The organism is Allomuricauda sp. M10 (genome assembly GCF_020782875.1).
GTDB lineage: Bacteria > Bacteroidota > Bacteroidia > Flavobacteriales > Flavobacteriaceae > Flagellimonas.
On record NZ_JAJGBN010000006.1, the window covers coordinates 25,705 to 45,320 of the forward strand.

The window sequence follows — 19,616 nt, forward strand, 5'->3', positions numbered from 1 at the left end:
GCTTTAACAATACAAAACCGCCAAAGGGCCAAAAGCAATTTTGGTTACCTTTGGCGAAATTTATTTTGAACTATGATTCAATCCATGACCGGCTTTGGGAAGCACGTGATACAGCTTCCTTCCAAAAAAATAACCATTGAGCTTAAATCGCTCAACAGTAAAAGTTTGGACATCAACGCAAGAATTCCACAATCGTATCGTGAAAAGGAATTGGAATTGCGCAAGATGATCGCCGATACCCTGGAACGTGGCAAGATCGATCTAGGACTTTATGTGGAAATCACAGGAGAAGAGACAACCGCTGAGGTAAACCAAGGAGTGGTCAAAAAATACATGGAGCAGTTAAGGAACATTGCCAATGGCGATGACATTAAACTTCTTGAACTGGCCCTTCGAATGCCCGATACCTTAAAAACCGACAAAGACGACATCAACGAAACTGAGTATGAGGCCATTCTTAAAGCGATGAAAGAGGCCCTTTCCGAAATCGTGAATTTTAGGAACGAAGAGGGAAAGGTGTTGGAACAGGATTTTGTGGACAGGATCGGGACCTTGAATGCCTTGTTGGAAAAAGTGAATGCCATGGACCCAGAGCGATTGGGAACGGTACGCGAGCGTTTGGAGCGTGCTGTGGCCGACCTTCAAATTGAATTGGACGATAATCGGTTTGAGCAGGAACTGATCTATTATCTAGAAAAATACGATATCACTGAAGAGAAGGTACGTTTGGCCAATCACCTGAACTACTTTCAGACCACCCTTGAATCCAACGATTCCAATGGAAAAAAGTTGGGCTTCATCGCCCAGGAAATGGGAAGGGAAATCAATACCATCGGTTCCAAGGCCAATTATGCCCCCATGCAACAATTGGTGGTGCAAATGAAGGATGAATTGGAAAAGATCAAGGAACAAATGCTCAATGTGCTATGACGGAAGGTGGAAAACTCATCATATTCTCGGCACCGTCCGGTAGTGGCAAGACCACCATTGTGCAGCACTTGTTGAACCAACCGGAGCTTAATTTGGCCTTTTCCGTTTCTGCCACTTCAAGACCGCGAAGGGGCAAGGAAAAACACGGGGTCAACTATTACTTTATGTCTGTTTCCGAATTTAAGCGACACATTAAGAATGAGGATTTTTTGGAGTGGGAAGAAGTGTACCGCGACAATTTTTACGGAACCTTGAAGAGTGAGGTGGAACGCCTTTGGGCCGAAGGCAAGAATGTAATCTTTGATATTGATGTGGTAGGTGGACTTCGGATCAAGAAAAAATTCCCTGACAAGACATTGGCCGTTTTTGTGAAACCACCCAGTGTGGACGAACTCAAGATCCGTTTGAAGAAACGCAGCACCGAAAGTGAGGACAAGATCAATATGAGAATTGCCAAGGCTTCTGTGGAATTGGCCACGGCACCGCAATTTGATAAGATCATCAAGAATTATGATCTGGAAGTTGCCCTTGATGAGGCACATCGATTGGTTGCCGAATATGTGGGAGCCAAATTGCCGGATACAAAAGAGGAGTAAAGTATGAAAAAGGTAGGGCTCTTTTTCGGGACCTTCAACCCTATACATATTGGTCATTTGGTCATTGCGAACCATTTGGTGGAGTTTTCCAATCTGGATGAGGTTTGGTTCGTCATTACACCACAAAGCCCCTTTAAGACCAAACAATCGCTTCTAGATGACCACCACCGCTACCAAATGGTCTACGAAGCGGTACAGGACTATCCAAAACTTAAACCAAGTACTATAGAGTTCGATTTGCCCAAACCCAATTATACAGTGGATACCTTGGTGCATTTGGAGGAGAAATATGGGAAGGACCATCAATTTTCATTGATCATGGGGGAGGACAACTTGAAGAGTTTCCATAAATGGAAAAACTACGAGGCTATTTTAGAGTTACATGACATTTATGTGTATCCCAGGGTTTCCCAGGGTGAAGTTGAGCATGAATTCAAAGGCAACCCAAAAATAATTAAAGTGGATGCGCCTATCATGGAAATATCTTCTACTTTTATCCGGAACGCCCACCATGAAGGGAAAAATGTCCGTCCACTACTGCCTGATGCTGTTTGGAAATATATGGATGAGATGAATTTTTATCGATAGGAATTATTCCATTTTTGCCGAAACCACCCCAACCATACTGTCCGCGGTACCATAATACAAAAACCAAGTACCCTTATAGAACACAAATCCCTCCAAAAAGGTGGTACCATCTACATACTGGCCAGATTTTTCAAAAGGTAGTTCTGGTTTGATGAAGGGTTCATCCGTGCGATCGAGCATCTTCCAAGGTTCGTTGGCATCAAAAAGGGCCTGTCCACCTGTATAAACCCTGTTGCCCAAATCTTTCACACCAACATTCTGTGAGTTACCTGCGTTGTAAAGCACCACAATACCCTTATCCGTTACAATTGGTGGTGGACCAGCTTCCACTAACCACGAATCAAAATAACCCGGCCTAGGGCTTAAAACGGGAGCAAGTTTGTCCTCGTGGGTTTCCAAAGGCTCCCAATGGATCAAGTCTGTAGAACTGGCGAGCCAAATATGGGGTACGCCATAATACATCCAATATTTCCCCTGAATTTTGGCGGCCACCAATTTTCCATTCTTGAGTTCGGTTACGATTGCACCGGATTTAGTTTCAAGATCCAAGTACAGTCCATTCCGGTGATCTTGAAATACCGGACCATGTTTTTCCCAATGGATAAGGTCTTTGGAAGTGGCCACAGCCAATTTGGGAACTTCGCGGTTCCACTGGGTATACGTTAATACATAAAGCCCATCTTCGGTCTGAACGATCCTAGGATCTTCGGTGCCACCGGGCCACTCATTTTGTTTTTGCCCATCTTCATTTGGATAATATACCGGCGAGGATCTCTTGGAAAATTGGAAACCGTCACTAGAAGCTGCCATTCCGATTCGGGATCGGTGACCGCCAATTTCCTTTTCACCCAATTTTTCCTCTGCCCTGTACAACACCACAATAGAGTCATTTTTTACGATGGCCGCTGGGTTAAAGGTTGCCATGGATTCCCAATGCGCAGTGGTTTGGGTAATAGGATCTGTGAAAACAGAGGTTTCATCTTTCTGGAGTACGGGTTGTGCATCTGCAGGGCGGACAAATGGACCCAACATCCAACTTTTTTCCAAAGACTGGGCAAATAGGGAACATGAAGCCAAACAGCAGGAGAATAAAAAGGCGTATTTCATTATTTACTGGATTTTTCAAGGGTGTCCGTTCCCAAATATTTGTTGTCTTTGTTCACGTACCAAGCTCTGGTCTTAGGCATTTTGATGCCGTTAATGTCTTCCAAACCTTCCAACAAGATATATTCCCCATCATTTTTGGCCTCATCGTGGTAAAACTGATAGACTTCCAATGCGTAACTTTTCGGGTCGAAATAAAAATACCAATCATCGGTACCTACCTCTGCATCATAGGTAACTTTAAGGACCAAATATTCCTTTCCCTTAAAAGTTTTTTTCTGGACTTTGGGATCCAAAAGAGTGCCAGGATCTTTTAATTTCATGGGAAGCCCATATAGATAGGTGTAGTAATTTTTCATGAAATCGCCCCGTTTGCAATCCAACCGAAATTTTTCGGCATCCGCTTTGGAAATGTTTTCACTTCCGTTCAAGGTGATGGTACAGTTTTCCCCGTTTAGGTTGTAGGTATAGGTGTCGCCACCTTGTTCTACTTTTAGGTTGAAGGAATTATGGGGGAAATCCACCTTGATGGTGCTGGTACGGGTGGGTTTTTCAGGCGTGGTCATCACCACAGTAAAAATAGTATTCAAGCTGCGCCAGTTTCCATTGGGATCATGAAAGGCAATGGCCTTGCCGAGTACTTGATCCGCAGTTTGTTGTGCCTTCATTCCGTTTATGGGCAACAAGGATGTCGCCAAAAGGGCAAGGTAAAATCTTTTCATATCAAAAGTAATCTGATAGGAAAGATACCACTTTATTTCTTCTCGATCTTGGCCGGGGTAACGGTGCTGTCATGCTCCGCATAATACAGTTCCAAAAGGTCCATCATGGCGGTGATCAAGTCCTTACTTTCCATTAAAATGGAAAAATAAAGCGTAGTGTTCTTGGGGCTTGATTCTTCGGTCCTGGTGCGGGATACCTGACGATCTATCTTTTGGGAGACCATATCGTAAAGATCCTGTTTGGTGCTCAGAATGGCTCCGATTTGCTGGAAGGAACGTTCTTCAAAGGCCTTTTGGGTCTTGTCGAATATCTCCTCAAGCTTTTGATCGATTTCCTTTAGCTCCTTGATCTGGTTGTATTTGAGCTTTTTGTGATTGTTATGAACATGGTTAAAGCTCACTTTCCCAATGTATTCCAAAGATTGGGACATATCATTCAAATGCCCCATGGCATTGATATAGAAGTTACTAGCTCCCACGTGGGCCTCATCCAAATTTTTGATGAAATAAAACGTGTGGTTTCTCAGGTCATCAATTTCTTCGGAAAGTTTGTTGCTCTGCTTTTTGTTTTTCTTCAAGAAATCGAGGTCATGTTTGGCCAACCCGTTGATGGAATTGGTGTAGATTCGATTGCTTCGTTTTACCACATTGGCAATATTGGCGGCACTTTCTTCAATCACCCCTTGAATGGAACTACTTTCGGCACGTCTCAGACTGTCTTCGGCCTTGATTTCTTTCGATTTTTTGTTGTGCGATAAATAGTTGCGGAGCAAAATGGCAGCAGCGGCAACCAACATAATGGCCAAGGCAATGAATTTGCCGATGAACAGAATATACGCAATGATAGCAGAAGCAATAAAGGCACTCAATGCGGTAAAGAACCATCCACCGATTACGTTCAACACCCCGGCAACGCGGTATACGGCACTTTCGGCACCCCAAGCTCTATCGGCCAAGGAGGAACCCATCGCCACCATAAAGGTTACATAGGTGGTGGACAAGGGCAATTTCATGGACGTGGCCATGGAAATAAGGATACTGGCCACCATTAAGTTTACGGAAGCACGCACCAAGTCGAATGCGGGCATATCTTGCACCTTGCTCTTGGGTACGAAGGTATAAGGAATCACAAATTGCTTGTCTATTCTACTTTGCAATGCCGGAGGGATAACTTTTGAAAGGGTTTCAAAGGCCGCAATGCTCAATTTTACGATTTGACGGGACAGGTAATTCGGTTGGAACCTTTCATCCCCTTCGTCCTGTCTGGCAAGGTCTACACTGGTTTTTACAACTCCTTTGGCCTTGGATGAAAACCAAAGGGTCAAGATCATCACAGCACCCGAAATCAACAACAATAAAGTTGGGGTGCGTACGGCAGCAGAAAGCCCGCTCATATTAAAATCGGCAGGTGCAATTCCGGATGCTTGCCAATCTTGGTACGACTGCAGCGCGGCAATGGGCACTCCTATAAAGTTCACCAGGTCGTTTCCTGCAAAGGCCATGGCCAAGGCAAAAGTTCCAAAAGCGATGACCAATTTATAGATGTTCAATCGTGCCATGGTGGCCAAGAGGTACGATACCACGGTCCATAATACAAGGTTCCCCAAAAGAAAAAGTTCCGGTTGATTGGCTACAAAGTCGGAGAAGGAACCTTCCAACAAGGCAGCACTTTTAAGACCTTTCACCAAAATGAAATATATAATCGCGGTAATGGCCAAACCACCAAAAATGGATTCGATCCATTTCGATTTTGATTTAAAATCAAAAGAAACCCAAACCCTGGAGACAAACTGTACCAAGGCCCCGACCGTAAATGCAATGAAGACGGAGAGCAGGATTCCAAAAATGATTTCGGCGGCTTTGTCCGTATTGATATAGGTAATCAAATCGGAGAAACCTCCTCCTGCTTCGGCAATCTTATAAAGGGAAATGGCAACTGATGCACCCAACAATTCAAAAACGATGGAAACGGTTGTTGAAGTCGGCATTCCCAAGGTGTTGAAGAAATCCAACAACAGGATATCCGTGATCATGACCGCCATAAAGATGAACATGATCTCTTCAAAAACAAACTCCCCGGGATTAAAGATTCCCTTTCTGGCAACCTCCATCATTCCACTGGATGAAACGGCACCGAATGCTATACCGACACTGGCTACGATCATTACCGTCTTGAAAGACAATGCTTTAGAGCCAATGGCGGAATTTAAGAAGTTAACGGCATCGTTGCTTACGCCGACCACCAAATCGGTTATTGCCAAAATGCCAAGTGCAACAACCATGAAAATGTAGATATTCTCCCCCATTCTTTCAGAAATATGACAAAAATGCCACTATAAATCCGCAATAAGGTTAACAAAAGGTTACCAAATACTGCCTTAAAAGTATCAATATTTTCCGTGCGGAAAGCACAGGTTATCGATTTGATATATCTTCGCCATAAATGCATACAACATGAACTGGGAACAGTTACTTTCTTTAAGACGTCACGGAGATACAGCAAAGCGATTGCGAAAAGAACAGAACGAGACCCGATTGGGCTTTGAGGTGGATTATGACCGAATCATCTTCTCATCGGCATTCCGCAGTTTACAGGATAAGACCCAAGTGGTGCCCATGCCCATCAGTGTTGGTTCCAACAAAGATTTTGTGCACACCCGTCTTACCCACAGTTTGGAAGTTTCAGTAGTGGGCAGAAGTTTGGGAAGGATCGCCGGGCAACAAATATTGACCAAATACCCGTCATTGGCAGCCATGGATGGTTACCATTTTAATGATTTTGGAGCCATTGTGGCAGCAGCTGCCTTGGCGCACGATATTGGTAACCCACCCTTTGGGCACAGTGGGGAGAAAGCCATCGGCAACTATTTTAAGAATGGTGCCGGGTCCAAATATGAAGCAGAACTTTTAGCAGAAGAATACCAAGATCTAATCGATTTTGAAGGGAATGCCAACGGTTTCAAATTACTCACGGAATCCAGAAGTGGGGTTCCCGGTGGCCTTCGATTGAGCTATGCCACTTTGGGAGCGTTTATGAAATATCCCAAGGCATCTTTGCCCAAAAAGCCATCCAAACATATTGCCGATAAGAAGTTCGGTTACTTTCAATCCGAAAAGGAGTTTTTTATGGAAGTGGCCAATGAGATTGGATTATTGCCCAATCCCCATAACCCCAATACTGGATTTTTTAGGCATCCCTTGACCTATTTGGTTGAGGCCGCAGATGACATTTGTTATACCATCATCGATTTTGAGGACGGAATCAATTTGGGGCTTGTACCCGAAGAATATGCGATGGAGTATTTGATCAATTTGGTAAAGGCCAACATCAACACCAAAAAGTACAACGCCATGACCAACTCCAGTGATCGGTTGAGTTATTTGAGGGCTTTGGCCATCAATACGCTGATCCAGGATGCCGTTGAGGTTTTTGTTCAGAATGAGGACAAGATCTTGAAGGGGGAGTTCGATTCCGCTTTGTTGGACAAAGGCAAGTATGAGGCCCAGGTTAAAGATATCATTGCCTTGAGTGTGGACAAGATCTATCAATCCAACGAGGTGGTGGACAAGGAACTGGCGGGGTATCGCATCATTTCCGATCTTTTGGATATGTATACTTCGGCCTTAATCAATACCAAACAGGGAAATGCTACCAATTATGACCGGTTATTGATCAAAAGTCTTCCTGAAATGTACCGCAATACCGAAACATCGGTCTATAAAATTTTGTTGGACACCAGTTGTTTTGTGGCAAGTCTTTCGGACAGTGCCGCGGTACACATCCACGATAAACTTACCGGGAGAAAGGTTTAAAAGTTGTAGATAAGCCCGAGTCCCAACAATTGCTTGAACTGGATTCTAGAAATTCCTGGGTCGATGATATTCCCATCAGCATCCACTACCTCATCAAACTTAATGTCGTCGTCAAAAATAAGGTGGGTGCCAATATTGGCATTTATGTGGTCATTGACCTTTAGGTTGAAGTTGGTTTCCCAGTTCACATCTATATTGCCAAAACTTCGAACATAATCGGTATACAGCGAAATGGTATGCTTCAAAATGACGTTTTTCAAAATTTCCTTTTCCAAAGAATTGGTGATAGAAAAACCGAGTTCCAGAAAAACCTTTTCGCCTTTGTCTACCCCGAAGGCACCTTGGCTGGAAAGCATATCATCCAGTACAAAAGTTGATTTCATGGTTGCTGGTGAAATGTACAGGTTGAATTTGTTATCCGGGGTGATGTAAGAGGTACCCATACCCGCAAACAAATACCCCGGTGACATAAACCTTGAAATGGGATTTACCCGATTTGGGTATGAAAAACCATTTGAAAATTGGGTGTTGAAGGTGGCCTTCACCGAATAATACCAGTTGGTAATGGTATCCTTCCTAAAACTGATGGTTGAGGCCAGTTTGATCTGGTCATCCGTTTTTCTGAGTTTCCTACCTTCCTGGGCATTCATGCCATATCGGAAAGTGGCTTCGTTTTCCCAATTGAGGTACCGGAACTTATAGTTTCTGGTAAACCGGGCACTCGCCAGTGCCGAAACCGAATTGTCACCCCCTGCGTTCCAGTTCACAAAGGAAACTTCATTGATGTTGAGTCCGAATTGGTTTTCCTTTTTCCAGAACGATGTAGGTACAAAACGCTTATACCATTTGCTCAACGGTTTTACCCTGTTCAAAACGGCCCTTGGATCCGTAAGTTTGGCACTCCTGGGGAGGTATTTCAACTTTACGTCCTTAATGCGCACAATCTTGAATCCGTTGTTCACACTGTCGGGTTCAAAAACTTTTAATCTACTGATTTGGGCACTGGCGGAAAAGGAAACGGTGAGTAAAAGGATCAGCAAGCAAAATATCCTCATTGGTCTAGGGTTGATTGTATAAAGGAAAATAGGGTATCAAAATCCATACCAGCCAGCTTTTGGGTTTCTGGTATTGTTCCTTGTTCAACAAAACGGTCCGGAACACCAAAAATCTTAACAGGTTTTGAATACCCTTCTTCATTTGCAAATTCAAGTACTGCAGATCCAAACCCTCCGGTCATGCATCCGTCTTCCACAGTAACGATCTGCTCATATTTTTCAAAAATAGTACGTAGCACGTTTCTGTCCAATGGTTTTGCGAACCGCATATCGAAATGTGCCACCAATTCAGGATTTTTTAACGATTCGATCAGGATTTTTATCTCATTTCCCACATGGCCCAGGGTTAAAATGGCCACTTTGGACCCTTCCTTCAAACACCTGGCGGTGCCCATTTCAATCTTTTCGAACCCATTTCGCCAATTAAGGTTTGCCCCGTTGCCCCTAGGATAACGTATGGCAATGGGACCATGTAACCCCAACTGAGCAGTATACATGATATTTCGAAGTTCCATTTCGTCCATGGGAGCAAATACGACCATGTTTGGGATGCATCTTAAATAGGCGATATCAAAAACGCCATGATGAGTAGGTCCATCCTGGCCCACCAATCCGGCACGGTCCAAACAAAAGATGACCGGTAATTTTTGAAGGGCCACATCATGGATGACCTGATCATAGGCACGTTGTAAAAAAGTGGAATAAATGTTGCAAAAAGGCACCAATCCTTGCGTGGCCATGCCTGCTGCCAGGGTAACGGCATGTTGTTCTGCAATGCCTACATCAAAGGCACGGTCTGGTAGCTCGTCCATCATGAACTTTAGGGAACTTCCGGTTGGCATGGCGGGAGTGATGCCCACAATGTTCAGGTTCTTCTTGGCCAATTCAACCAAAGTGTGCCCAAAGACATCTTGGTACTTGGGTGGTTCAGCACCATTCGATTTTTTTACCCGTTCCCCAGTATGTTTATCAAATTTGCCTGGGGCATGGTACACTACTTGGTCTTCTTCGGCCTTTTTTAATCCCTTTCCTTTGGTGGTAATGATATGCAACAATTTAGGCCCGGGCACTTTTTTCAGGCGTTCCAATTCGCTTACCAAAGCCTGTACATCATGGCCATCAATAGGTCCGGAATAGTTGAGGTTAAGGCATTCAAAGATGTTCTCGTCCTTGGCGGTACCCGCTTTTACATTGGTGAGGTATTTTTTAAGCGCCCCAACACTAGGGTCTATGCCGATGGCGTTGTCATTCAAGATGATGAGGGCATTCACATCGGTAACCCCCAAATGGTTCAAACCTTCAAAAGCCATTCCGCTGGCAATGGAAGCATCGCCTACCACGGCAACATGTTGCTTTTGGGAATCCCCCTTCAATTTGGAGGCCATGGCCATGCCCAAAATGGCAGAAATAGCTGTAGAGCTATGCCCTGTTCCAAAATCATCATACACACTTTCACTTCGTTTGGGAAAACCACTGATACCCCCTAACTGCCTGTTGGTTTCAAAGATTTCTTTTCTGCCGGTCAAGATTTTGTGACCATAGGCCTGGTGGCCCACATCCCAAATCAGTTTGTCGTTGGGGGTGTCAAAAACATAATGCAGGGCAATGGTCAACTCCACCACTCCTAAACTGGCTCCTAAATGACCTTCCTTGGTAGAAACGATATCAATAATAAAATCCCGAAGTTCCTGGGCAAGTTGGGGCAACTCATCCACAGTCAATTTTTTGAGGTCGGCGGGGAAATTGATATGTGTTAGCAGCTTTTCCAATGGATAAAAAACAAAAGTACCGATTCTGCTCAAAATTTTTTTATGCGTAGCTTAGCCATGTCTTCAAAAATGTAAAAAAGATTGTGGAAAATCCGTTCGATGATACCTATTTCATGAAAAAGGCGCTTCAAGAGGCAGAAACCGCCTTTGAAAATGGCGAAGTACCGGTCGGAGCTGTGGTAGTGGTGAACAATAGGATCATTGGAAGGGCACATAACCTTACCGAACGTTTAAAGGATGTTACCGCCCATGCCGAAATGCAGGCCATTACGGCTGCATCTAATTTTTTAGGGGGAAAATACCTTCATGGGTGTACCCTTTATGTGACGTTGGAACCCTGCCAAATGTGTGCCGGGGCGTTGTATTGGAGTCAAATATCGAAAGTAGTGTATGGGGCCCCGGATTTGGAACGCGGTTTCAATGTGGTAGGGGGGCACTTGCACCCCAAGACCGAAGTGGTCAGCGGGATTTTGGAAAATGAATCTTCGGAATTACTGAAGCGATTTTTTATCCAGCGAAGAAACCTGAACTAAATAAAAAACCCTGGCAGCGCCAGGGTCCTAAAAATAAATCAAAATAAAATATTGTTATCTGATTACCTTCACTTTGGAAGCAACCACGCCTTTTCTGCCGTCTTCTTCTATGTATTCTACTTTGTCACCTTCGTTCAGTTCCACTCCGTTCAATGCAGTAACATGAACGAAAATGTCTTTTCCTGTTTCATCGTTGGTTATGAAACCGTAACCTTTGGAATCATTAAAAAATTTTACTGTACCAGTCATTAAAAAAAAATAAAATGTTAAAGTACTAATGTAGGATTTTTTATGGCCCGTTGGATAAATTGAAGATTAAATCTTTTGAAAATTATTGAGTATCAGGGTTTTTACGATCAATATTTTGCATTTTCTTAATATTTTCCTTGGTGAGCATGTAATCTTTCATGTTTTTGCCTTTACTCTCGTTAAACAAGAAAAGCGGCATGGCCACCAAAAACAATCCTACAGTGCCTCCGCCAATGAATTTCTGGGCTGGTACGGGTTCATTCTCCTCAATGGTTAAACCATATATGATGCTTGCCAATGAAGCTATGACCACTAGAAGAACGATATATCTGACGATGATTTTCATTGCGTATAATTGATGAGCTCCCTTCGGTAGGCCGTGAGCAATTTAGATTTGGAAATAAATCCTTCGTATTTGCCATCCTTCACCACAGGAAGGTTCCATGCGCCACTATCCTGAAATTTCTTCATTACATCCGCCATTTTATCCACATCCAGGTCAATGATGCTCGGCGGGGTCTGCATTACATCGGTTGCCGTTACCGTATCATACATGGTTTGATCAAACATGATGGGCCGTATGTCGTCCATCAAAATAATACCCAACAAAGTCCCTTTTTTTTCGTGGATCACAGGAAAAATGTTCCGTGTGGATTGGGTGACCACTTTGTGTACAATATCGCCCAAATTCATTTTAGGGTATACGGGCAAAAAGTTCTTTTCGATCACTTTGTCCATTTCCATGAACATCAAGACTGCATGATCCTTGTTATGGGTGATAAGTTCCCCTTTTCTGGCCAATTCCATAGCATATACGGAGTGTGGGTGAATATACCGTGCAAGGGCATATGAAATGGCAGCGGTCACCATCAATGGAATGAAGAGTTCATATCCCCCCGTAACTTCAGCAATAAGGAAGATGGCCGTCAACGGGGCATGAAGTACTCCTGCCATCAGACCTGTCATGCCAACAAGGGTAAAATTACTTTCGGAAACCATATTCTTAAAAATGCCCAAATGGTTGATGAACTTGGCAACACAATTGCCCATAAGGCTGCCCATGAAAAGGGTAGGGGCAAATATACCGCCAACGCCACCTGCACCAAATGTGAGGGCACTGGCTACAATCTTAAAAGCGACCAAACCGGCCAAGAGTAAGATAACAGACCAGCCGTTGTTTAAGTCTAGATTCAAGATGTTGTTCTCCAAAACGGCATCGGTATTGCCTTGTACCAGGTTGTTCATGGTATCGAAACCTTCACCATAAAGAGGTGGAACCAAGAATACCAAAACCCCAATGACCACTCCACCCAACAACAATTTTTGGATAGGAGAACCGAGTTTGTCGAAAAACTTCTGAACACGGGTATACACTTCTGTAAAGTAGATGGAAGTGATGCCTCCGAACACTCCTAAAATCATATAAAAGGGGACATCGGAAATGGTAAAACCATCCACTATCTTGAATGGTAACAAAGCATCGTTCCCAAAAAAGAAATAGGAAGTGATGATAGCGGACAACGAGGCCAACAATAAGGGAAGGAGGGACGCTAGAGTCAAATCCAGACTAAAAACCTCAATGGCAAATACAATCGCAGCGATGGGTGCCTTAAAAATGGAGGACAAAGCCCCGGCACATGCACAGCTGATCAACAAAATTCTAGTGGCATGGTTCAAATGCAAGGCCCTGGCAATGTTGGAGCTAATGGCAGCACCAGTGGCAACCGTTGGACCTTCCAACCCAACGGACCCACCAAAACCTACTGTTATTGGCGCTGTTAGGAGCGAACCGAACATTTGGTATCTGTCCATGATTCCTTTTCTTTTGGAAATGGCATAAAGGGTAGAGGGGATACCGTGGCTAACCTTGTTACGAATCACATATTTAATTATGATGCGTACCAGCGCCAAGCCGATAATGGGAAAAACAAAATAAAAGGCTTGATGATAGTATTCCACTAATTTGCCTTCCATCAAATGTTGAAAAAAGTGGGTCAGGTTTTTGAGCATAACGGCTCCCATTCCTGAGGTGAAGCCCACAAGAATACTCAAAATGACCACAAATTGTCTATGAGAGATATGTTTGGCGCGCCAAACTAAAAATTTTGTCAACCAAGATTTTTTATGTCCCATTGATGTTAAAATCAAAAAAATCCCGACTTGGATCGGGATTTGAATTTATGAGATTTAGGTCAATTTTATATGCAATTCGTCCAATTGTTTTGGGTCGATGTTTGCAGGGGCATCGATCATCACATCCCTGCCACTATTGTTTTTAGGGAAGGCAATAAAATCACGGATGGTTTCCTGTCCACCTAAAATAGACACCAATCGGTCCAGACCAAAGGCTATTCCACCGTGTGGTGGAGCCCCATATTGAAAGGCATCCATCAAAAACCCGAACTGGGCCTTGGCCTCTTCCGGGGTAAAGCCCAAATGTTTGAACATGGTAGCCTGGGTTTCCTTATCATGTATCCTGATGGAACCACCACCAATTTCATTTCCGTTCAAGACCAAATCATAGGCATTGGCCTTCACGGCACCGGGGTTGGATTCCAATAACTCCAACTGCCCAGGTTTGGGTGATGTAAACGGATGGTGCATGGCATGATAAATACCGGTTTCCTCATCCAATTCCAACAACGGAAAATCCACTACCCAAAGCGGGGCGAATTCATCCGGTTTTCTCAAGCCCATTCTGTTGGCCAATTCCATTCTCAAGGCACTCAATTGAGCACGCGTAGGATTGGCATCACCAGAAAGAACCAGGATAAGGTCGCCAGGTTTGGCACCGGTCACCTCGGCCCATTTGGCCAAATCCCGTTCATCGTAGAATTTATCCACGGATGATTTAAAGGTGCCGTCCTCGTTACATTTCACATAAACCATTCCCTTGGCGCCAACTTGTGGACGTTTCACCCAATCGATTAGGGCATCAATTTCCTTACGGGTATATTCACCGGCTCCGGGTACAGCAATACCGACCACCAATTCTGCCGAGTTGAACACTCCAAAATCCTTGTGTTGGGCCACGGCATTCAGCTCGCCGAACACCATTCCGAAACGGATATCCGGTTTATCGTTACCATAAAGTTTCATGGCATCATCAAAGGTCATCCTTGGGAATTTTTCAATTTCAACCCCTTTGATTTCCTTCAACAAATGTTTGGTCAAACCTTCAAAAGTGTTCAAAATGTCCTCTTGCTCCACAAAGGCCATTTCGCAATCTATCTGGGTGAACTCGGGTTGCCTGTCGGCACGGAGATCCTCGTCCCTAAAACATTTCACGATCTGATAATATTTGTCCATGCCGCCCACCATCAACAACTGTTTGAAGGTTTGGGGGGATTGGGGCAAAGCATAGAATTGACCCTCGTTCATTCGGCTGGGCACTAAAAAGTCCCTGGCACCTTCGGGGGTGGATTTGATCAAATAAGGAGTTTCCACATCCACAAAGCCTTGGTCCGTCAGGTATTTTCTGACTTCCATGCTCACTTTGTGCCTAAAGATGAGGTTGTTTTTTACCGGGTTTCTTCGGATGTCCAGATAGCGGAACTTCATTCGGATATCTTCCCCGCCATCGGTATCATCTTCAATAGTAAAAGGAGGCAAAAGGGATTTGTTGAGAATGTTAAGCTCACTTACCAAAACCTCGATCTCGCCCGTAGGGATGTTGGGGTTCTTGGAAGCTCTTTCTATCACCTGTCCTTTAGCCTGAATAACCGTTTCACGTCCCAACTCGCGGGCCATGTCCAGAAGGGCAGCGGGAGTGCGGTCTTGGTCAAAAACCAATTGGGTAATGCCATAACGATCTCGTATGTCTACCCAAACCACAAAGCCTTTGTCCCTGACCTTGTGCACCCAACCACTTAAAATAACCTCCGAACCGATATGTGACGCCCTCAGGGCTCCACAGGTATTACTTCTGTACATGATGTGTTTTATGAAAGGGCAAATTTAATAGTTACCTGACTATTAATTGCTAGATAAACCTATTTTCTGATGATGGCTATGAAATGCGTTGTAAAGGGGATTTTGTTACAGGTGTTTTTCGTTGATTTTCTAACTTTCACTTAACATTAAATTTACATTGAAAGTAAAAAATGGTATGTTTAAAGGCCTTAAATAAGGATTAAGATCTTGCTGATTTCCTTCATTTTTTGATTTAAATAACTGATTAACAATAAAGTAAATATTTTAGGTTAATTTAATGTAAACTAAATGTTACCTAAAAGTGTATTTAACGTAAAATATATGTATATTTGTTACGTTGTCTAATAGTATTAACCAATTAAAATCCCATAGCGTGATGAAAAAAGCAGTATTTCTTTTGGCGGTGATGTTAACAGTAGGTTTGTCTGCACAAGATAATAAACCCACTTTTGAGAAGGATGGTAAAATGGTAAAGGCTACGTATTTTCACGATAATGGAGAAATTGCCCAGACAGGCTTTATGTTGAATGGAAAGCTTCATGGCGATTGGGTGATGTTCGATACAGATGGAAAAAAGATAGCTACAGGTCAATACGTAAATGGAACCAAAACAGGAAAATGGTTCTTCTGGAAAGATGATGTATTGAAAGAAGTGGATTTTACCGACAACCGAATTGCAAACGTTAAAAACTGGAGCCAAGGCGAAGTCGTCTCTGTGAACCAGTAATTAAATCAGTGTTTAAAAAAAGCCCCGACCTTTCAAGGTCGGGGCTTTTTTTATTGGGTACCTTTTTGGGAGGTTAAGCAGTTGTTACATCAACTGCTTTGCTTTCCTCCCTTGCTAATTTTCTTTTTCTTATTCTAATTTTAAGCCTGTACACCAAACTAAATAGGATGGGCACCACAACCAAGGTCAAGAACGTGGCTACGAACAATCCGTAGATTACGGTCCATGCCAAGGGTCCCCAGAATATTACGTTGTCCCCACCAAAATAGATGTTCGGGTTAAACTCGCTCATCAAGGTGAAGAAGTTGATGTTGAAACCAGTGGCCAACGGAATCAATCCCAAAATGGTGGTGATGGCCGTTAACAATACAGGACGCAACCTGGCCTTACCGCCTCTTACTACGATTTCGGTGAAATCTTCCATTTCCAACAGTTCGTCCTCGTCCATATCAAGTTTGTCTTTTCTCCTATCGATCAAGAGCTGGGTATAATCTAACAGTACAACGCCGTTGTTCACCACAATACCCGCCAGGGAAATGATTCCCATCATGGTCATCATGATCACGAACGCGCTTCCTGTAGCAACCAATCCGCCAAACACCCCGATCAAGCTCAAGAAAATGGCAAGCATGATGATACCTGGTTTGGAAATGGAGTTGAACTGGAAAATCAAAATGAAGAAGATCAAGCCCAATCCGGTAAAGAAGGCACCCATCAAAAAGGCCATCTGCTTGTTCTGCTCCTCAATCTGACCGGTATAGTCAATCTTGATGCCGGGAGGAAGGTTTTCAAAATCGTTCATTTCTTCCTGGATCTTGCCTACAATGGCACCTGCATCAGTAAACCCTGGAGCCAAAGCGGAATACACGGTCACCACTCGGCGTACATCACGGTGCTTGATAGCGTTGAACCCGGTACTGTTCACTTGTTTGGTCACTGCGGAAACAGGCACTTCCTTGATCTGTCCGGAAGAAGGATCCCTAAACGTGATCCTTTGGTTGAAAAGGGCGCTGGTATTGTAGCGATCTTGTTCGTTAAAACGGACATAGATATCGTAATCCTCCCCATTTTCCTTATAAATACCCGCCTTAGATCCAAAAACGGAGCTTCTTAATTGCTGACCTACCTGACCGGTGGCAACACCCAGTTCCCCTGCTTTTTTGCGGTCTACGGCCACCAACATGGAAGGTTTGGATTTGTTCACATCAATTTTGAGCTCATCAATACCTGGAATGTTCTTGGTATTGATAAAGTTGCGCATCTCTTCGGCAGTATTGATCAACTGGGTATAATCATCACCTTCCAACTCAATGTTAATCGGGTAACCAACGGGAGGACCGACTGCATCTTTTTCCACAGAAATGGCGACACCAGGATAAATATCTTTTAAGGCTTCCTGTACTTTTCTCAGCAGTTCGTTACTGTCGGCACCTTCTCGGTATTTAAATTCCCGCATGGTAGCGGTAATCTTACCTCGGTGGGGCATTTCGGCAGCGGAACCACCATCGGTCTGTGGGTTTCCGGCACCTTCACCCACTTGGGATACGGCACTTTCGGTCATGAAGTTATAATCCCCATGCATGTAGGCTTCCGAATTGATGATGCCGTACACTTTGTGCTCAATTTCCTTGGTAATCTTATTGGTCTTCGCAATGTCGGTCCCTTCTGGATACTCGATATATACGATGATCTGGTTGGGTTTGTTATCCGGGAAGAACTCCACTTTGGTTCTTTGGCTTCCCACAGAAATGCCAAAACCTACGAAGGAAATCAAAAGTAAAACCAATGTAGTGATGGCAATCAAAACCGGTTTTTTGCCAGCCAAGGTGTAACGCAGGGTCCTTTCATAAAGGTTTTCCCATTTGGGAAGGATTTTTTCCTGAAACCCATTGGCCCAACCTCTCAAGAAGAAGCGATATGCCCATAACATTATGGCGGTCAGTACCATTACACTACCCAAACCGCGATAACTTCCTCCGAAAAAGATGATCAATAATCCAATTGCGGCAACAATGGAGGTTATGCGAATAATCTGCTTTAACGGCATTTCTTTGTCCTCGGTGGTCATGTATCTTGATACCAATACCGAGTTGAAGAATATGGCCACGAATAGGGATGACCCTAACACCACCGAGAGCGTTATCGGAAAATACATCATGAACTGTCCCATGATACCTGGCCATAGCCCCAGCGGAACGAAGGCGGCTACGGTGGTCAAGGTAGAAATGATGATCGGGAACGCAATTTCACCGATCCCTTTTTTGGCAGCATCTATTCGGGACATGCCTTCCTCGTCCATCAAACGGTACACGTTCTCCACTACCACAATACCATTGTCCACCAACATACCCAATCCCATGATCAATCCGAAAAGGATCATGGTGTTCATGGTATAGCCCAACGCGTTCAATATCATTAGTGACATGAACATGGACATTGGGATGGCAAATCCTACGAACAAGGCATTCTTGAATCCTAAAAAGAACATCAATACCCCAACCACCAAGATGATACCGAAGATGATGTTGTTCACCAAATCATCAACCTGACCAATGGTTTGAGTAGATTGATCATTGGCGATGGTGATTTTCAGGTCTTGTGGAAAAATATTTTTCTTGGCATCTTCCACAATGACCTTGATCTGGTCCACAGCTGCAACCATGTTTTTGCCGGAACGTTTTTTTACATCGAGCATCACCACGGGTTCACCAAATTCCCTTGCATAAGTGGTCTTGTCCTCATCCTTAAAGGTCACCTTTGCAATATCCTTTAGATAAATAGGATTGCCATTTTCTGACTTGACCACGAAATTTTCCAGGTCTTTGGGTTGATCTATTTCCCCCACAATCCGGATAGTCCTTCGCTGCCCACTGGCAATCAGGTTACCGGCAGACATGGTCATGTTTTCATTGCTGATGGCACCGATTACATCATTGAAACTGACTTTGGCGGCCATCATTTTGTAGATGTCCACGGCCACTTCCACCTCTTTTTCTTGGGCACCACGGATATCTACCTGTTTGATTTCCTGCAATCCTTCGATCTCATCCTCTAGATATTCCCCGAACTCCTTGAGTTTGTCCACGGGATAATCCCCGGAGATGTTGATGTTGAGAATGGGCATTTCTTCCGAAAGACTAAGGTCAAAAACATTGGGTTCTACCTTTGCATCATTAAAGGTAGGCCAGTCTTCACCCGCGGTCTTGGAATCCACTTCATCCTTCACTTTTTGAAGGGCCCCTTCCACCGAAATGTTCTCATCGAACTCTACAATGATCATGGAATAATCTTCCTGCGAGGTTGAGGTAATTTCAACCACATTGCTCACAGTTTTCAGTTCATCCTCCAAGGGATCCGTTATCAATTTTTCAATATCCTCGGCGGTATTACCAGGATAAAGGGAGCTGATATATATTTTGGTTTCCTTGACTTCCGGGAAGCTTTCCCTGGGCATACTGAAATATGCCATGGCGCCAAGGATAAGGATCACCACGATCAACACATACATGGTGGTTTGGTTATCGATGGCCCAAGAGGACAAACCGAACTCCTTATCTACTTGCTTTTTTTGTTTGCTCATATTTTTTTTGGTCATTT

At 43.9% G+C, this 19,616-nt stretch carries 16 protein-coding genes; 6 read left to right on the forward strand and 10 right to left on the reverse strand.

From position 1 onward, the window contains the following. The first annotated feature begins 72 nt into the window (after window positions 1–72). From LKX84_RS14600 to nadD, 3 genes are read left to right on the forward strand one after another with little or no spacing between them, the layout of a single operon-like run. Window positions 73–930, forward strand: a complete 858-nt coding sequence (locus LKX84_RS14600; RefSeq protein ID WP_228237888.1) for a YicC/YloC family endoribonuclease — start codon at window positions 73–75, stop codon at window positions 928–930. Then, window positions 927–1,526, forward strand: a complete 600-nt coding sequence (gene gmk, locus LKX84_RS14605; protein ID WP_228237889.1) for a guanylate kinase — start codon at window positions 927–929, stop codon at window positions 1,524–1,526. Before LKX84_RS14600 ends, gmk begins: the two co-directional genes overlap by 4 nt. Before the next feature lie 3 nt (window positions 1,527–1,529). Then, window positions 1,530–2,114 carry a nicotinate (nicotinamide) nucleotide adenylyltransferase gene (gene nadD, locus LKX84_RS14610; protein ID WP_228237890.1) on the forward strand — a complete coding sequence of 195 codons (585 nt, stop codon included), beginning with the start codon at window positions 1,530–1,532 and terminating at the stop codon, window positions 2,112–2,114. 3 nt (window positions 2,115–2,117) lie between these two features. Here the strand turns inward: nadD and LKX84_RS14615 are convergent, their stop codons facing one another. Genes LKX84_RS14615 through LKX84_RS14625 form a run of 3 tightly spaced genes read right to left on the reverse strand, consistent with a single transcriptional unit; the run spans window position 2,118 to window position 6,246 of the window. Continuing rightward, the gene (locus tag LKX84_RS14615) at window positions 2,118–3,221 is read right to left on the reverse strand and encodes a glycoside hydrolase family 130 protein (protein ID WP_228237891.1); all 1,104 of its coding nucleotides are present in this window, start codon (window positions 3,219–3,221) and stop codon (window positions 2,118–2,120) included. Further along, window positions 3,221–3,940, reverse strand: a complete 720-nt coding sequence (locus tag LKX84_RS14620; protein ID WP_228237892.1) for a DUF6503 family protein — start codon at window positions 3,938–3,940, stop codon at window positions 3,221–3,223. The genes LKX84_RS14615 and LKX84_RS14620 overlap by 1 nt, the downstream gene beginning before the upstream one ends. A 32-nt stretch (window positions 3,941–3,972) precedes the next feature. After that, window positions 3,973–6,246 carry an inorganic phosphate transporter gene (locus tag LKX84_RS14625; protein ID WP_228237893.1) on the reverse strand — a complete coding sequence of 758 codons (2,274 nt, stop codon included), beginning with the start codon at window positions 6,244–6,246 and terminating at the stop codon, window positions 3,973–3,975. 148 nt (window positions 6,247–6,394) lie between these two features. Here LKX84_RS14625 and dgt point away from each other — a divergent pair, with 148 nt between their 5' ends. Next, a complete protein-coding gene (gene dgt / locus LKX84_RS14630) occupies window positions 6,395–7,753 on the forward strand; it encodes a dGTP triphosphohydrolase (protein ID WP_228237894.1) in 1,359 nt (452 codons plus the stop codon). Here the strand turns inward: dgt and LKX84_RS14635 are convergent. Next, window positions 7,750–8,808, reverse strand: a complete 1,059-nt coding sequence (locus LKX84_RS14635) for a DUF3078 domain-containing protein (RefSeq protein WP_228237895.1) — start codon at window positions 8,806–8,808, stop codon at window positions 7,750–7,752. The two genes, dgt and LKX84_RS14635, sit on opposite strands and share 4 nt — an antisense overlap. Then, on the reverse strand, window positions 8,805–10,610 hold the full coding sequence (gene dxs, locus LKX84_RS14640) for a 1-deoxy-D-xylulose-5-phosphate synthase (protein ID WP_410548884.1): 1,806 nt from the start codon (window positions 10,608–10,610) through the stop codon (window positions 8,805–8,807). Before dxs ends, LKX84_RS14635 begins: the two co-directional genes overlap by 4 nt. Before the next feature lie 50 nt (window positions 10,611–10,660). Between dxs and LKX84_RS14645 the strand changes: the two genes are divergently transcribed. Next, the gene (locus LKX84_RS14645) at window positions 10,661–11,110 is read left to right on the forward strand and encodes a nucleoside deaminase (protein WP_228237896.1); all 450 of its coding nucleotides are present in this window, start codon (window positions 10,661–10,663) and stop codon (window positions 11,108–11,110) included. 54 nt (window positions 11,111–11,164) lie between these two features. Here LKX84_RS14645 and LKX84_RS14650 read toward each other — a convergent pair whose 3' ends face one another. From LKX84_RS14650 to aspS, 4 genes are all read right to left on the reverse strand, one after another. Next, window positions 11,165–11,359: a cold-shock protein gene (locus tag LKX84_RS14650; RefSeq protein ID WP_163632942.1), complete on the reverse strand. Its 195-nt coding sequence runs from the start codon at window positions 11,357–11,359 to the stop codon at window positions 11,165–11,167. A gap of 82 nt (window positions 11,360–11,441) precedes the next feature. Then, complete coding sequence (locus LKX84_RS14655) at window positions 11,442–11,705, reverse strand: hypothetical protein (protein WP_228237897.1); 264 nt, start codon at window positions 11,703–11,705, stop codon at window positions 11,442–11,444. Then, on the reverse strand, window positions 11,702–13,492 hold the full coding sequence (locus LKX84_RS14660) for a chloride channel protein (RefSeq protein ID WP_228237898.1): 1,791 nt from the start codon (window positions 13,490–13,492) through the stop codon (window positions 11,702–11,704). The genes LKX84_RS14655 and LKX84_RS14660 overlap by 4 nt, the downstream gene beginning before the upstream one ends. A gap of 54 nt (window positions 13,493–13,546) precedes the next feature. Beyond that, complete coding sequence (gene aspS, locus LKX84_RS14665) at window positions 13,547–15,292, reverse strand: aspartate--tRNA ligase (protein WP_228237899.1); 1,746 nt, start codon at window positions 15,290–15,292, stop codon at window positions 13,547–13,549. Window positions 15,293–15,668: 376 nt separating this feature from the next. Between aspS and LKX84_RS14670 the strand changes: the two genes are divergently transcribed. Then, complete coding sequence (locus tag LKX84_RS14670) at window positions 15,669–16,019, forward strand: toxin-antitoxin system YwqK family antitoxin (protein ID WP_228237900.1); 351 nt, start codon at window positions 15,669–15,671, stop codon at window positions 16,017–16,019. Window positions 16,020–16,092: 73 nt separating this feature from the next. On the opposite strand, the gene LKX84_RS14675 is transcribed toward LKX84_RS14670, so the two are convergent. Continuing rightward, window positions 16,093–19,599 carry an efflux RND transporter permease subunit gene (locus LKX84_RS14675; RefSeq protein ID WP_410548885.1) on the reverse strand — a complete coding sequence of 1,169 codons (3,507 nt, stop codon included), beginning with the start codon at window positions 19,597–19,599 and terminating at the stop codon, window positions 16,093–16,095. Window positions 19,600–19,616: the final 17 nt, after the last annotated feature.

Bases quoted from the DNA above. Each gene is read 5' to 3' on its own strand.
- LKX84_RS14600 (WP_228237888.1), top strand. From the start codon at position 73: ATGATTCAATCCATGACCGGCTTTGGGAAGCACGTGATACAGCTTCCT.
- gmk (WP_228237889.1), top strand. From the start codon at position 927: ATGACGGAAGGTGGAAAACTCATCATATTCTCGGCACCGTCCGGTAGT.
- nadD (WP_228237890.1), top strand. From the start codon at position 1,530: ATGAAAAAGGTAGGGCTCTTTTTCGGGACCTTCAACCCTATACATATT.
- LKX84_RS14615 (WP_228237891.1), bottom strand. From the start codon at position 3,221: ATGAAATACGCCTTTTTATTCTCCTGCTGTTTGGCTTCATGTTCCCTA.
- LKX84_RS14620 (WP_228237892.1), bottom strand. From the start codon at position 3,940: ATGAAAAGATTTTACCTTGCCCTTTTGGCGACATCCTTGTTGCCCATA.
- LKX84_RS14625 (WP_228237893.1), bottom strand. From the start codon at position 6,246: ATGGGGGAGAATATCTACATTTTCATGGTTGTTGCACTTGGCATTTTG.
- dgt (WP_228237894.1), top strand. From the start codon at position 6,395: ATGAACTGGGAACAGTTACTTTCTTTAAGACGTCACGGAGATACAGCA.
- LKX84_RS14635 (WP_228237895.1), bottom strand. From the start codon at position 8,808: ATGAGGATATTTTGCTTGCTGATCCTTTTACTCACCGTTTCCTTTTCC.
- LKX84_RS14650 (WP_163632942.1), bottom strand. From the start codon at position 11,359: ATGACTGGTACAGTAAAATTTTTTAATGATTCCAAAGGTTACGGTTTC.
- LKX84_RS14655 (WP_228237897.1), bottom strand. From the start codon at position 11,705: ATGAAAATCATCGTCAGATATATCGTTCTTCTAGTGGTCATAGCTTCA.
- LKX84_RS14660 (WP_228237898.1), bottom strand. From the start codon at position 13,492: ATGGGACATAAAAAATCTTGGTTGACAAAATTTTTAGTTTGGCGCGCC.
- aspS (WP_228237899.1), bottom strand. From the start codon at position 15,292: ATGTACAGAAGTAATACCTGTGGAGCCCTGAGGGCGTCACATATCGGT.
- LKX84_RS14670 (WP_228237900.1), top strand. From the start codon at position 15,669: ATGAAAAAAGCAGTATTTCTTTTGGCGGTGATGTTAACAGTAGGTTTG.
- LKX84_RS14675 (WP_410548885.1), bottom strand. From the start codon at position 19,599: ATGAGCAAACAAAAAAAGCAAGTAGATAAGGAGTTCGGTTTGTCCTCT.